This window comes from Kocuria sp. CPCC 204721 (assembly GCF_040980945.1).
GTDB lineage: Bacteria > Actinomycetota > Actinomycetes > Actinomycetales > Micrococcaceae > Kocuria > Kocuria marina.
Map to the genome: position 1 here is coordinate 1 of NZ_JAVKPO010000001.1, position 14508 is coordinate 14508.

Genomic DNA, 14508 nt, shown 5'->3' on the forward strand with positions numbered 1-14508 from the left:
GCGACGCTGGACCCGTTCCACGGCTACGCCAACGCCATCCGCGACGAACTCCCTGAGGCGATCACCGTCCTCGACGCTTTCCATGTGGTCAAGCTCGGCGGGCAGGTCGTCGATGAGGTCCGCCGCCGCGTGCAGCAGGACACTCTGGGCCACCGCGGGAGAGCCGGGGACCCGTTGTACGGGATCCGCCGCACCCTGCAGATCGGCGCCGAGCACCTGACCGAGAGGCAGGTCCGCCGACTCAACGCAAAGCTCGAGGCCGGGGACCCGCATCACGAGGTCACCCTTGCCTGGCATTGCTACCAGAAGCTGCGCGCGGTCTACCACGCCCGCCCCGAGCAGGGGCGCCGGCTCGTCGCCGAGATTCTCGGTGCCTTCCCGTCCTGTCCCATTCCGGAGATCGCCCGGCTCGGACGGACCTTACGCCGGTGGAAGGCCGCGATCCTGGCCTACTTCGATACCGCAGGAGCCTCGAACGGGCCCACGGAAGCGGTCAATGGCGTCATCGAGACCATGCGTCGCGTCGCCCGCGGCTTCCGCAACTTCGACAACTACCGGTTACGGGCTCTGCTCGCCGCAGGCGGTCATCGCCCCTGGCGGAGAACCGCTACCCACACTCAGCTGTGAAGGCCCACAAAAGCTCAAGAAAAAGGCCCGTCGCACCATCGGGGACATCATCGCGAGGGCCAAGGATGAAGGGGAGATAGACGATCTCATAGCCTCCACCCTGAAAAATCGTGTCCTCAATAGCCAGTTGGGAGAACCCACACTTGAGCAGCGTATCCAGGACATCGTGGACGATGTACAGCCACTGGTGCCGATAATCTGTGGGATGGCTGCCGGGGCACATGACCTGTGGAAGAGAGAAGCGAAGAGCCTGCGGAACAACTACGCCCATGGCCTGGAGAAGCAGACCCAGCTCAGGAAAAACCTTGTGCTTTCTACCTCGCTGACCGTCTTGGTGGCCTCCCGTTGCCTCGTGTATGTCGGGTGCTCCCCGGAGAAGCTGGTGGAGTCGATCCCACTCACCGAGGGTGGAGGTAATTTGGTGCACTGGGGAAGAACACTGATGCCAGATTTCTACGTCCCGAATGACCCGAGGGACGATCAACACACAACGGCCAAAGGTGACCCGATCCAGGGTGGTGAACCTGGGCCCTCAGCCCAGCGCCTCCCGCAGCACGGGTTCGCGGATCTGGTCCGCGAGCCACGGGCTGAACGCGAACGGGGCGCTCTCCACCGCGGCCACGAGGTCGTGGGGGGCGGCCCACGAGTACTCGGCGACCTCGGACTCGGCGGGACGGGGATCGTCGTCGGCGACGGCAATGAACACCGGGCAGAACTCATTCTCAACGACCCCGGAGGCGTCCGTGGCCCGGTATCGGAACTCGGGCAGCACCACGGTGAGGTTGCGGATCTCCAGGCCGAGTTCCTGCTGGGCGCGGCGAGCCACGGCGTCCTCGAAGGACTCGTCCGGGCCCGGGTGGCCGCAGAAACTGTTGGACCACACGCCGGGCCACGTGCGCTTACCGAGCGCACGGCGGGTCACCAGGACCTGGCCGCGGGGGTTGAGCACGTGGCACGAGAACGCCAGGTGCAGGGGGGTGTCCTCGGTGTGAACCGTGGATTTCAGGGCCGTTCCGGTGGGTTGGTGCTGATCGTCCAGGAGCACCACGCGCTCCGGGCTGGTGTGCTCGCTCACGAGGCCGCCTCACGGTCATGTGTTAGGTTCCAGGCCATGGTAACCGCCGGATCGGACACGCAGTGAGACGACGCGTAAACCCTCCGCTACCCACGGTGCGCGGCGTGGGGCCCGCGCGGGTCCGGATGCCCGGCCCGGGTTCCCCGGACCCGGTCTTGCGGGCCCTGGACGGTCTCCCGACCACGGCCGCGGACTACGTCCAGCAGCGTTTCCCGAACGACGCCGCGTGGTTCGCCCACGAGGTCGCCGCCGGTCGCGTCCGCGGGGACGACGGCGCCGTCGTCACCCCGGCCACCCCTTACGAAGCGGGGGCCTCGGTATGGTTCCACCGCCCGGTCCCGGACGAGGACGCCGCACCCATCACCCTCGACGTGCTGTACGAGGACGAATGGATCCTGGCGGTGGACAAACCGCACGGGTTATGCAGCACACCGAAGGGCGAGAACGTCCGCCGCTCCGTGGTGGTGGCTGCGCGGTGCCAGTTCCACAACGACGAGATCTCCGCCTTGCACCGGCTGGACCGCTCCACGGGCGGGGTGCTGCTGCTGAGCAAGCACGCGGCGGACCGCGGGGTGTTCCACCGCATGTTCCAGGAGCGCACGGTGACCAAGACTTATTGGGCCGTGGCCCGCGTCAATGATCGGGTGGGGAAGGAGCCGGTGCGCGTGGAGTCCCGGATCCGCAAGATCCAGGGAGTCGTGCAGGCCTTCGAGGAACCGGGTGATGTCAACGCCGTCACGGACATCCGCCTGCTCGAACGCTTCACCGATGACGCGGGGCAGTGGGGTTGCTACGAGATCGCTCCGCTGACCGGGCGCACTCATCAGATCCGGGTGCACATGAACTCCCTGGGTCTGCCACTGCGCGGGGACAAGTTGTACCCGGTGCCACGGGAAGATTTCGACGTGGAGGACCCGGACAACCCCATGCAGTTGATCGCCCGCTCTCTGACCTTCACCCATCCCATGACGGGCGAGACGATCACCGTGAGCTCACGTCTGTCACCCAGCGCCCACACGGCTCGTCGATCCGGGGCGTCCAGCGAACTTCTGACACCTTGACCTGCAAGGGCAAAGTTGAACATCCGTCGAAGGATGCCGAAACGTTCCGACCGAGCGTGATGTAACACACCAAAACCCGGCTACCCCGGGGTACCCTTATCAGCGGGTCTTCCCCCCTCATCGGGCCCGTACAGGGGCTGTCGTACACACAGCCCCGAGTCGGTTGGCACATGCCACCACGAGCTGTCCCCCCACAGCGCGTACGTCTGTCACACCCTCGTGGTGTCATGCCACGGAGGTGCGGGCGCGTGCGCCCAACGACGAAATGGTCCCCATGTCACATCACCGCATTCCTGCCATCGACGGGTACTCCCCGACCCGACGAGCCTTCTCGAACCTGGCCGCGACCATCACTGCGGCTCTCATGATCCTGAGCGGGGGCCTGTTCACCGGCACCCCCGCGCAGGCCGCACCCTCCGACATCGTGTCCGTGTCCAGCAGCACGCGGGCGGCGGACGCCCAGAAGCTCCTGAACCTGATCAACCAACACCGGGCATCCAAGGGCTTGGCCCCGGTGAAGTACTCCAAGTCGCTGTCCGGCATCGCCCAGAGCCAGTCCGACCGACTGGTCAAGGAAGAGGTCATCGACCACAGCAACCTGTTCCTCACGGACCGCCGGGCCGCCGGGTACAACGCGGCGGGGGAGATCCACGCGCTGTCGTGGCAGAACTCGGTTCCCGACCTCATGAACTGGTGGAAGGGCTCCCACGCGCACAACAAGGTCCTCACGGACCCCCGGATGCAGGTCGTGGGGATCGGACTGACCTACGTGGACGGCCGGTTGTCCGGCACGGGCGAGGGCTGGCGCCTGGTGGGCACCGTGGATTCCTACGGCTACCCGGCCGGCAGCGGTCCCTCGGACGTCACCCGCACGGTCACTGCGGCAGCGCCGCGCCCGCAGGCCGACACCGTGGCCCCCGTGGCCGCGAAGCGCGTGGCACCCCCGGCCTACACCGTCAAGGGCGGCATCAAGAGCCGGTACCAAGCACTGGGTGGGGCCGCCAAGTTCGGCTACCCGACCATGAACGAACGCGGCGGCCTGGTCAACGGCGGCGTCTACCAGAACTTCAGGGCCGCGGGCGGCGCCCAGTACAAGTTCATGTGGTCCCCGTCCTCCGGCGCGCACGTGATCAAGGAGACCGGCGCGATCGGTAAGCGCTGGAAGGCAGCCGGCTTCGAGCGAGGGTGGGGCTACCCCGTCACCGAGGAATACCGCGTGGGCTCCGAGATGCGCCAGCGCTTCTCCAAGGGCTACACCGTCCATTGGTCCTCGGTCACGGGCAAGACCTGGGTCACCCGCTGACGCACCACGAACCGGAACGTCCGGATTCGCCGACGGCGTGCGCACGGGGTGCGTTCCGGTCCTGACGGGCCCGGGCGCACCCCGCAGCCGATCCCCTTTTCGTCAGCCCGTCACTCGCTCTGGCAGCGCGGGCACCACACGATCTTGCGCAGGTGCTGCACTGCGGTGCCCGGCGCCGTCGTGGTGCCGTCCGGCGCGGGGACGGTGAGCAGAGCGTCGTCGATCTCTCCGCGCCGCAGCACCGCGCCGCACCGGCGACACGGTTGGCCGTCCTTGCCGTACGCCCAGAACAGGGGGCGACCCTGCGGTGCCTGCCCCACGGTCGAGCGCATCGAGCGGTCCTTGTTCAGGTGCAGCAGCTTGTGCGCGAGCGTCACGATCTCGCGCAGCTTGCCCTCCGGCAGGGAGCCGACCGTGACCCATGGATTGGTGCGCGACATGAACAGCACCTCCACGCGGTACACGTTGCCGATCCCCGCGAGGTTGCGCTGATCCATGAGCGCGGTGCCGATCGCCCGGTCCGGTTGCGCACTCAGCCGCTCGAGGGCCTTCTCCAGGTCCCAGTCCGGTCCGAGGATGTCCGGGCCCAGGTACCCCACGAGTTGCTCGTCCTCCAGGCGGGTAGGCACCAGTCGGACGTCCTTGACGTCGAAACCCACGGCCTCGACGTCCTCGGTGCGCAGGATCGCGCGAATGGTGTGCGAGCCCTGCCCGATGGACACGTCCGCGCTGAGCCGGGTCCTCGCTTCTGCGCGTGAACGCACGCTGCCGCCCCGCCGGGCCTGCCCCCGCGGTCGGTAGGGACTCGCCCCGGGTCGGCTCGTGCGCATTCCGTTCCTTGCTCGTGACGACGACGCCGCTCGCCCGCTTCCGGCCGGAGCATCACCTTTGCTGCGTGCCGCTTGTGGTTCCCCGCCGGAGCCGGTTGTGGCGCCCCCCGCCGGTTCCCGGTCGAAGACCCGCCACGTGCCGTCCATCATGAGGTGGGAATGTAAGGTGAGGGGCTCGGCCCCGGATGTCAGCTCGGCCGCATCGGTGGCCTCGGAGAGTCGGATGAGGATGTGCTTCCCCCGCGGCACCACGGCCACGACCGTGCGCCCGGACACGTCCGATGTGGCGAGTGAGGGCACCCGGAAGTCCGAGCTCACGATCACGGACCCCTCCAGCGCCTCGCGCAGCATCTTGCACTGGCGGTAGACGGAATCACCTTCAGGCACCTGGGCCTCCTAGGTAGGGTGGGGTGTTCAGTGTCGAACGGGAGTGGGCTCGGCGGCAGTTCGCAGCTGTGGCGTCAGTGCCACCGTCGCAGCATTGCGGCGACATCATGGAGATCGGCTCGGCCACTCGCCGTGGCCTCCAGCAACCCCACATCGCGTAATGGACCGACTCCGAGATCGTTGATCACCGCGAGTAGGTCCTCGGTCGTGAGGTACCGCGTCACCGCCCGAGCCGGTCCAACACATCGGCATAGCGTGCACGTGCACGCGCCGACGCTTCGGTCACCTGCCGCTCGTGACCTCTCCGGGCCGCAACTTCGTGGATGGCTCGGATCGTGGCTTCCTGACGGCTGATGCCGTCCGCTTCGGCCAGGGCGGCGAGAGCGAGTTCGTCGTCCTCGGTCAGCCGCAAAGTCATCGCCATGCCCCTCAAGGTATCAAAGTGGTATCAGCCGGACCTGCCCCCGCCCACGGGAGCCCGCATCCGCACGCTGCGCGGGGTCTGGTAGAAGCCGCCCGCCAGCAGACCGTCCCGGACCGCGGTCACGAGGTCCTCGGAGGAGAGCACCGAGTCGCCGTTGACCTTCTCGACCACGAGCGAGTCCATGGCCCTGCGCTGCACGAGCCCGGCCACGGCCTCCGCCGCGAGGCGCAGCAGGGCCGGGTCTGACACGAACGCGAGCGCGGTCTTCCCGCCACGTTCCAGGTAGAGGATCAGCGCCCCGTCCACGAGCACCACCACGGCACCGGCCTTGCGTCCCGGGCGGTGCTTGGTGCTGGTTTCGAGAGCCACCGCTTCCGGCCAGTCCAGCGCGGCACCGTAGGGGTTGGCGGGGTCCGTGGCCGCGAGGGCGAGGACGCGGGGTTCGGCCTTGCGAGCGGCGTCGTCGTCCGTGAAACTGCGCAGCACGTCAACCGTCGCGGGTTGCGTGAACTGGGCGGCGCCGAGGCCCTCGATGAAGTACCCGCGCCGCGCGCGGCCCGCGTCCTCGAGGGCGCGCAGGACCTTGTAGACGGTGGAGAACCCGCCGGGGACGTCCTCCACCGCCACGGGACCGCGCGTGAGGATGCCGTAGCGGTCCAGCAACAGCTCCGCTTGGGCCTGCGCCCGCACGGTGGGGTTGAGCGGTTCGGGGCGCAGCACGGACCAGCGCCCGGCCGTGACACGGTCCTCACCGCCCCCCGCGGCGCGAACGACGCGAGCGCCGTCGCCGGACGCGGACGCCGCCGGATCCACACCGCCGGGGCCGCGGGACGCGGCCCGCAACCGCGCGGCGCCGCGCCGCCCGGCCGTACGGGAACGGCCCGGGCGCTTGGGCGTCTTGTGCGCGGAGTGCCCGCCCGAGACGAGTGCGCGCACCGGGGCGTAGGTGTCATTGGTGATGAGCCCCGCCCATAGCAGGTTCCACAGCGCAGTGCGCAGCTGGGCCATGTCCACGGACACGCCCGCCTCGGCGAGCGGCTGGATGAGCTGCCACGCGAAGTACGCCCCACCGGCCCGCAGCACGGCGAGCAGTTCACGTTCCAGCGTGGAGTCCAGGGCCTCGGCGGCGGCCTCGAGCTGCGGCACGGGCGGCAGGGACAGCTCCGCGGACTCGGCCAGGTGGAACGCGACCCACCCGTCCTCACCGCCCAGGGACCCCGCGCCCGAGAAGAGCACCTCGCCCGCGGCCATGAGCTCGTCCAGCATCGCGGGCCGGTAGTCCACCACGCGCTGCGCGAGCACGAGCGGTTCCCACGCGGACGCGGGCACGGGCACCCCGGCCAACTGGTCGATCACCGTGAGCACCCCGTCTAACCCGCGCAACTGGTGCCCCGGGACGGCGTGCTGCCACGCGGGCAGGAAGGTGGCGTATACCTGCGGGTCCACGGGTTCCACGTCCGCGCGCAGGGCGGCCAGGGAACGGCGGCGCAGGGTCCGCAGCACCTCCACGTCGCACCATTCCGACTCCGACGCCGCGGGGTCCCCGCTCGGGCGGAACGCCCCCTCGCTCACGCGCCGCTGCGTGGCGAGCGAGCGCAGCGCGGTCTCGACCACGGCGGGCCCCAGGCTCAGGGCCTGCGCGGCCTCCGCCACGCTGAACGGGCCGTGGGTGCGCGCGTACCGGGACACGAGGTCCCCCACGGGATCCGCGACCGGTTCCAGGAACGCCAGGGGCACACCCATGGGCAAGGGCTGGCCCAGGGCGTCCCGCATCCGCGCGGCGTCCTCCACCGCGCAGTAGACCTCGCGCCCGCCCACGCGCAGGACGATCGCCCGGTTCGTGGACACCAGGGTGTCCAGCAGCTCGCGGGCGGCGTCCGCGCTGATGGGTTGGTACTCAGGGGCCACGTCCTCGGCCGCGTCGACATCCTCGGTGTCGTCGGTTTCCGGGGTATCGGGGGTCTCCGGCGCGCTCTGCGCGGGGGGCGACGCCGCTGCGGTGCCTTCCGCGCGCAAGCGCAGTGCGGCGTCGTCGGCCGTCATGGGACCGAGCAGGCGCAGGAGATCCGCCGCGCCCTCCACGCCGCGCAACCGACGGTCCGGCGCGAGGCGCTGCAACTGCAGGACCGTGGTCTCGATGACCTCAAGATCCAGCAGCTCGCGCAGCTCGGCGCGACCGAGCAGCTCGTTGAGCAGGGAGGGGTCCAGGGACAGGGCCGCGGCCTTGCGCTCGGCCAGGGGCGAATCGCCCTCATACAGGAACTGGGCCACGTACCCGAACAGCAAGGTGCGCGCGAAGGGGGAGGGGGTGTCCGTGGTGGTCTCGACCATGCGCAGTTTGCGCCCGGCCAGATCGCGCTGCAATTGCAGCAGCGCGGGGACGTCGTACACGTCCTGCAGGCATTCGCGCACGGTCTCGAGGATCACCGGGAACTGCGGGTACTTGCGGGCTACGTCCAGCAACTGGGCGGAGCGCTGACGCTGCTGCCACAGGGGCGTGCGCTTACCGGGATCCGCCCGCGGCAGCAGCAGGGCACGCGCGGCGTTCTCCCGGAACCGGGACGCGAACAGCGCCGAGCCGCCCACTTCCTCGGTCACGGTGCGCTCGAGCTCGTCCGGGTCGAAAAGGAACAGCTCCGCCCCGGGCGGTTCCTCGTCCGTGGCAGGGACGCGTAGCACGATGCCGTCGTCTGCGGCCTGGGCACTGGCATCCAGACCCCAGCGCTCGTCCAACCGGGCGCGCACCGCGAGCGCCCACGGGCCGTGCACGGGGGTGCCGAACGGGCTGTGCAACACCACGCGCCAGTCCCCGAGTTCGTCCCGGAACCGCTCGACCACGAGCGTGCGATCGTCCGGAACGTGTTCCGTGGCCTCCCGCTGTTCGGAGAGGTAGGCCATGAGGTTGTCCCGGGCCCATTCGTCCAAGCCGGAAGCGGCCAGGCGCTCGCGGGCCTCGGTGTCCTGGGCACCGGCGAGTTCACGGGTGAACCGACCCGTGGCACGACCCAGTTCCACGGGCCGGCCCAGACCGTCCCCGTGCCAGAACGGGAGCTTGCCGGGCACGCCCGGGGCCGGGGCCACGACCACCCGGTTGTGCGTGACCTCCTCGATGCGCCAACTCGAGGCACCCAGGGCGATGATGTCCCCCACGCGGGACTCGTAGACCATCTCCTCGTCCAGTTCACCCACGCGCTTGGGGGACTTGCTGTCCTGCTCGCCCACGAGGAACACGGGGAACAGACCGCGGTCCGGGATGGTGCCACCGCTCGTGACTGCGAGCCGCAGGGCACCGGGGCGGGCCTGCAGGGTCCCGGTCTCGCGGTCCCACACCAGCCGGGGCCGCAACTGGGCGAACTCGTCGGAGGGGTACCGCCCGGCGAGCAGGTCCAGCACGGCGTCGTACGCGGAGCGCGGCAGCGAACGGAACGGGGCGCTGCGGCGCAGGGTGTCGTACCAGCTCTCCACGTCCACGTCCTCCGCGGCAACCGCCGAGACCGTCTGCTGGGCCAGGATGTCCAGGGGGTTGGTGGGCACGGACAGCGGTTCCAGGTGCCCCGCGAGCATCTGCTCAGCGATCACCGCCGCGTCCCGCACGTCCCCGCGGTGCTTGGGGTAGATCCGCCCGATCGAGACCTCGCCCACCTGGTGGCCCGCGCGGCCCACGCGCTGCAAACCGGACGCCGCCGAAGGCGGGGACTCGATCTGGATCACCAGGTCCACGTGGCCCATGTCGATCCCGAGCTCCAGGGAGGAGGTGGCCACCACGCACCGCAACCGCCCGGTCTTCAGGTCCTCCTCGATCAGGCCGCGCTGGTCCTTGGACACCGAGCCGTGGTGGGCGCGCGCGAGCACCGGGGACGCGCCCTCGTGGCGGTTGTGCTGGCGGGGGATGTCCGCGGGGGCGGAGTCGCGGGCCCGAGAAGTGCTGACCGCGCCCTCGCTGCGCGCGGCGTCGTCGGCCTGCGCGGCGGCGCCGTCCAGGAGGTCGGAGAGCGCATCACCCAGCGCCACGGGATCGCCACCGTCCAAATCCGCGGGGCTCTCTTCCGCGGCGTTGGCGAGCCGGAACTCGTGGATCTCGTTGAGTCGCGCGGTGAGTTTCTCCGAGAGGCCACGCGAGTTCGCGAACACGATTGTGGAACGGTGCGCCTCCACGAGGTCCACGATCCGTTCCTCCACGTGGGGCCAGATGGACGCGGTGGCCTGGTAGTCGGACGCCTCCAGGTTGCCGTCCAGGTCCCCGGACGACGGCGACGCCGCCGCCCCGCCCAACACGGTCATGTCCGGGATGGGCACGGACACCGTGAGGTCCCAGTCCTTCTCGGACGGCGGGCGCACCACGTCCACGGGCTGGGAGCCGCCCAGGAACCCGGCCACGGTGTCCACGGGTTCCACGGTCGCGGAGAGCCCAATCCGTTGCGCGGGACGTTCCAGGAGGTCGTCGAGGCGTTCGAGGCTCACCGCCAGGTGCGCCCCGCGTTTGGTCCCGGCCACCGCGTGCACCTCGTCGATGATCACGGTGTTCACGTGGCGCAGGGTCTCCCGCGCCTTGGACGTGAGCATGAGGTACAGCGATTCCGGGGTCGTGATGAGCACGTCCGGGGGATGCGCCAACAGGGCGCGGCGGATCGCCTGCGGGGTGTCACCTGAGCGCACACCCACCGAGATCTCCGGGGGCTCCCCGCCGGCGGCCTTGGCGGCCTGGGTGATCCCGATCAGCGGTGCGCGCAGGTTGCGTTCCACGTCCACGCCCAGGGCCTTGAGCGGGGAGATGTAGAGCACCGAGGTGCGGTCCTCCGCGTCGTCGGGCCCGTCCGCCTTCTTGTCGGTCAGCAAGCGGTCGATCGACCACAGGAACGCCGCGAGCGTCTTACCGGAACCGGTGGGGGCCACCACGAGAGCGTGGCGGCCCGCCGAGATGGCCTCCCACGCGCCGCGCTGGGCCGCCGTGGGCCCGCTGAACGCGGCGTCGAACCACTGCGCGGTCGCGGGGGAGAAGAGGTCCAGGACGGGGTCAGGACCCAAAACCCTTGACCTGCAACTGGGAGACCTTGGGGTTGCCGCACGCCTGACCCGAGTAGGGCACCACGAGCGACTCGTAGCTGTCCGGCGGGTACACGCGCACGCCCGCGGCCTGGTGCGGGTTGCACACCTGACCGATCACACCGGGCTGGGTGATCCGCACCCCGGCGCTCGCGGACGCGCCGGGCTGTAGGGTCACGGTGCCCGCACCCGAGGCGTCCCGGGAGGCCGGCGCACCCACGGGAGCACCGTTCGCGTCCACGAAGGACACACCCGGGTAGCCGCTCAGGGTGCACGGTGCGGAGCCGTTGTTGGTGAGCGTGAGGGACGCAATGACCGAACCCGCCGCGCCCTGCTGCGGCGTGAGCGATCCGGAGAGCTGCCCGGCACTGCACGTGCCGCCGGCGCGCTGGGCATCTGCCTTCGCCTGGTCGAACGGGCTCGCAGTGGGCATGCCCAGCTCGGGAGCGGACGCGAGGCGATCGGGCTCGGCGGACGGCTGCGCCGACTCCGCGGCCTGCCCCTCCTGTCCACCGGACGCCGCGGCGTCTGTGGCTTCCGTGGCCTCGGCGCTCGCGGACGGGCTCGCGGACCGGCTGGCCGACGGGCTCGGGGACGTGGACGAGGCGCTCGGGGACGCCGTGGCGCTCGCGGAGACGGAGGCGCCGGCGGGTGCGGTGTTCTGCTCCTCGGACGAGGCGCCGTCCGAGGAACCGCAGGCCGAGAGGACCATGAGAGCGCTCAGCGCGGTGGCCGCGAGCAACGGACGGGTGGCGGTGTGGGTGCCCCGGGGGACGGGCAAGTGACTCCTCATGGCAACAGTGTGCTACTTTTCCGCGCGTAATGCGGCATACATCACCTGTGCCAGGTGAACTCCTTCCGCGTCGGTGCCCTGGGCGATCTGCGTGCGGCACGAGAAACCGTCCGCGAGCACGATCGAACCGGGCCCCGCGGCACGGATCGCGGGGAACAGGTTGCGTTCCCCGAGGGTCTGGGAGATCTCGTGGTGACCTGGTTCGAAGCCCCAGTTCCCGGCGAGACCGCAGCAGCCACCGCCCACCACGGCGGTGTCCACCCCGAGCTTCTCGAGCACGCGTAGTTCCGGCGTGAAGTCGCCCTGGGCCTTCTCGTGGCAGTGCACCTGGCACACCGCGGTGCCCGGTCCCGCGTGGGTCTCGAGCGTGTCGAACGGCCAGTCCCCGCCGTCCTCGGCGTGGCGCGCACTGAACTCACCGAGCGTGACCGTGAGGGCCCGGACCTTGTGGGCGCGCGGGTCATCCGGGAGCAGCTCGGTGATGTCGTGCTGGAGCATCACCGTGCAAGACGGTTCCAGCCCGATGATCGGGTAGCCAGCCTCGAGCAGCGGCTCCATCACGTCCAGGGTCTGCAGCAGGGTCCGGCGGGTCATGTCCAACTGCCCGGTGGAGTGCCACGTGAGCCCGCAGCACACGTTTCCCATGGGCATGAGCACGCGGTAGCCCATGGCCTCTAGCACCGCCACGGCGGCCTTGCCGGGCCCGTCCGCGGAGAAGTTCGTGAACGTGTCCGGCCACAGCACCACGGACGGTTTCTCCGCCGACGACGCCGCGCGGCCGCCTCCGCGCGCCACCGCGCCCTGTGGGGTGCGGGTCTTGAACCACGACGTGAGCGGGGTGTCGTTGAAGCGGATCATCCGCCGCTTCGGTTCGATGCCGCCGAGCTTCTTGGTCAGTTCCTCGATGGGACGGAAGCGTTCCAGGAAGTTCACCGCACGCAGCGAACCGGGGACCCTGGTCACGAGCTTCATGAGCCACGGCATCCACCCCATGGTCAGGTGCGCCATGGGCCGGCGGTCCTTGCCGACGAACGAGCCCAGGCCCTGGCGGAAGTGGTGGTGCAGGAACTCGGCCTTGTAGGTGGCCATGTCCACGTTCACGGGGCACTCCGTGGCGCACGCCTTGCACGAGAGGCACAGGTCCAGGGCCTCGTAGGTCTCCTTGGACTTCCACCCGTCCGTGATGTGCTCGCCGCGCAGCATCTCGGCGAGGGACCGCATGCGCCCGCGGGTCGAGTGCACCTCGTCGTGGGTCGCGTGGAAGGACGGGCACATGGCCCCCGAGTCCGAGCGGCATGCGCCCACGCCCACGCAGCGGTTGATGGCCTGGCCGAACGAGCCGTCGTCCGCGGAGAACGCGTGGACCGGGGTCAGCTCGAACGTGCGCGCGCCGGGACCCGGGCGGATGCCCAGGTCGAGGGGTTCGGGATCCACCACGACCCCGGGGTTGAAGAAATTGTCGGGATCGAAGATCCGCTTGAATCGGGCGAAGGCGCCGCGTGCCTCGTCGGAGTAGATGGTGCTGAGCAGCTCCGAGCGGGCACGGCCGTCCCCGTGCTCCCCGGAGACCGAGCCGCCGTAGCGGTGCACGAGTTCCGCGGCCCGCTCGATGAACCGGCGGTAGTGGGCCACGCCCTCGTCCGTGTTGAAATCGAAGGAGATCCGAATGTGCACACAGCCCTCGCCGAAGTGGCCGAACGGGATACCGCGCAGGTCCATCTCGTCTAGCAGCGCGTAGAGGTCCTTGAGGTAGGCGCCCAGGTGCTGCGGGGGCACGGCGGAGTCCTCCCACCCGGGCCACGCCTCGCCGCCGTCCGGCAAGCGGGTCACGATCCCCGCACCGGCCTCGCGGATGCGCCACAGGGCGCGGGCCTCGGCGGGATCGCCCACGACCACGGAATCCACCACGGTCTCCTCGACGAGTCCCGGCAGCGCCCGGGCGGCCTCGAACGCGGCCTCCTGGGTGTCCGCGCCCACCTCGCAGTAGAGCCAGCCGCCGCCCTCGGGGAGCTCACGGCCCGCGTTCTCCTGACCGGGACGGGTGCGCAGGGCGTCCAGCAGGTCCGAGCCCATGCCCTCGATCGTGGTGACGCCCCGGACGCGGAACTTCGGGGCCGCGGTGGCCGCCGCGATCGCGTCCGTGAAACCCAGTACCGCGAGCGCTGTGAAGCGCGGCTTGGCCACGAGTTTCACGGTGAGCCGGGTGATGATCCCGCACGTGCCCTCGGTCCCGGCGAACGCCTTGGCCACGTCGAAACCGTTCTCGCTCAACAGGTAGTGCAGTCCGTACCCGGAGACCTGGCGGGGGAACTGGCCCAGTTCGGTGCGCAGCATGGCCAGGTGCCGGTCCCGCAACTGGGTGAGCTGGGAATCCAGTGCGGCGTCCGAGGTGCCGCCCGCGTCCAGGGTGACCTCGCGCCCGTCGGCGAGCATGACCGTGAGCGAGACGAGGTTCTGCGCACTCGTACCCCACGCGACCGAGTGGGAACCGCATGCGTTGTTGGCGACCATCCCGCCCACGGTGGCCCGCGAATGCGTGGAGGGGTCCGGTCCGTAGGTCAGGCCGAACTCGCTCGCGGCGTCCCGCAACTGATCGCAGATCACACCGGGTTCGATCGTGGCGGTGCGGGCGTGCGGATCGATCTCCAGGATGCGGTTGAAGTACCGGGAGGTGTCGATGACCAAACCGTCACCGATCGCGTTGCCCGCCACGGAGGTGCCACCACCGCGGGAGATCACAGGCCAGCCGTTCTCCCGGGCCGTGGACAACAGCTCACGGATCTCCTCGACCGAGCGCGGTTCCGCGACCGCCGCCGGCAGCCGGCGATAGATCGAGGCGTCCGAGACGTAAGCGGCGCGTGTGGTGAGGTCATCCCGGAGAGCAGTCATGCTCCAACTTTCACCCACGCGGCGCCGCGTTACCAACTCGTGTCACCGGTCACGAGGCCGCCGGTGACGACACCGC

Annotated in this window: 9 protein-coding genes and 1 pseudogene; 4 read left to right on the forward strand and 6 right to left on the reverse strand. The window is 70.0% G+C overall.

Translation table 11 applies throughout. From position 1 onward, the window contains the following. A partial coding sequence (locus tag RF637_RS00005; RefSeq protein WP_368843832.1) for a transposase occupies positions 1 to 627 on the forward strand: 627 nt, incomplete at its 5' end. Between the two features lie 76 nt (positions 628 to 703). After that, positions 704 to 955: pseudogene (locus tag RF637_RS00010) on the forward strand (HEPN domain-containing protein); the annotation flags it as partial. A 204-nt stretch (positions 956 to 1159) separates the two neighbouring features. On the opposite strand, the gene idi reads toward RF637_RS00010, so the two are convergent. Beyond that, the gene (gene idi / locus RF637_RS00015; protein ID WP_144997136.1) at positions 1160 to 1702 is read right to left on the reverse strand and encodes an isopentenyl-diphosphate Delta-isomerase; all 543 of its coding nucleotides are present in this window, start codon (positions 1700 to 1702) and stop codon (positions 1160 to 1162) included. Between the two features lie 62 nt (positions 1703 to 1764). Here idi and RF637_RS00020 point away from each other — a divergent pair, with 62 nt between their 5' ends. After that, positions 1765 to 2763, forward strand: coding sequence for a pseudouridine synthase (locus RF637_RS00020; RefSeq protein ID WP_260850454.1), 999 nt, complete (start codon positions 1765 to 1767; stop codon positions 2761 to 2763). A gap of 274 nt (positions 2764 to 3037) precedes the next feature. Next, complete coding sequence (locus RF637_RS00025) at positions 3038 to 4066, forward strand: CAP domain-containing protein (protein WP_368843833.1); 1029 nt, start codon at positions 3038 to 3040, stop codon at positions 4064 to 4066. Between the two features lie 110 nt (positions 4067 to 4176). Here RF637_RS00025 and RF637_RS00030 read toward each other — a convergent pair whose 3' ends face one another. The 5 genes from RF637_RS00030 to RF637_RS00050 form a co-directional block, all read right to left on the reverse strand. After that, a complete protein-coding gene (locus tag RF637_RS00030) occupies positions 4177 to 5283 on the reverse strand; it encodes a DNA-formamidopyrimidine glycosylase family protein (protein ID WP_144997139.1) in 1107 nt (368 codons plus the stop codon). A gap of 220 nt (positions 5284 to 5503) precedes the next feature. Continuing rightward, positions 5504 to 5707 carry a hypothetical protein gene (locus RF637_RS00035; RefSeq protein ID WP_064846562.1) on the reverse strand — a complete coding sequence of 68 codons (204 nt, stop codon included), beginning with the start codon at positions 5705 to 5707 and terminating at the stop codon, positions 5504 to 5506. A 24-nt stretch (positions 5708 to 5731) separates the two neighbouring features. Beyond that, a complete protein-coding gene (locus tag RF637_RS00040) occupies positions 5732 to 10732 on the reverse strand; it encodes a DEAD/DEAH box helicase (protein WP_368843834.1) in 5001 nt (1666 codons plus the stop codon). Next, the gene (locus tag RF637_RS00045; protein WP_368843835.1) at positions 10722 to 11543 is read right to left on the reverse strand and encodes a DUF4232 domain-containing protein; all 822 of its coding nucleotides are present in this window, start codon (positions 11541 to 11543) and stop codon (positions 10722 to 10724) included. Before RF637_RS00045 ends, RF637_RS00040 begins: the two co-directional genes overlap by 11 nt. A gap of 12 nt (positions 11544 to 11555) precedes the next feature. Then, positions 11556 to 14432, reverse strand: coding sequence for an FAD-binding and (Fe-S)-binding domain-containing protein (locus RF637_RS00050; RefSeq protein ID WP_368843836.1), 2877 nt, complete (start codon positions 14430 to 14432; stop codon positions 11556 to 11558). Between the last annotated feature and the right edge of the window lie 76 nt (positions 14433 to 14508).

What these genes read in the sequence shown, in the direction of transcription:
- RF637_RS00025 (WP_368843833.1), top strand. Translation starts at nt 3,038, where the DNA reads ATGTCACATCACCGCATTCCTGCCATCGACGGGTACTCCCCGACCCGA.
- RF637_RS00035 (WP_064846562.1), bottom strand. Translation starts at nt 5,707, where the DNA reads ATGGCGATGACTTTGCGGCTGACCGAGGACGACGAACTCGCTCTCGCC.
- RF637_RS00045 (WP_368843835.1), bottom strand. Translation starts at nt 11,543, where the DNA reads ATGAGGAGTCACTTGCCCGTCCCCCGGGGCACCCACACCGCCACCCGT.
- RF637_RS00050 (WP_368843836.1), bottom strand. Translation starts at nt 14,432, where the DNA reads ATGACTGCTCTCCGGGATGACCTCACCACACGCGCCGCTTACGTCTCG.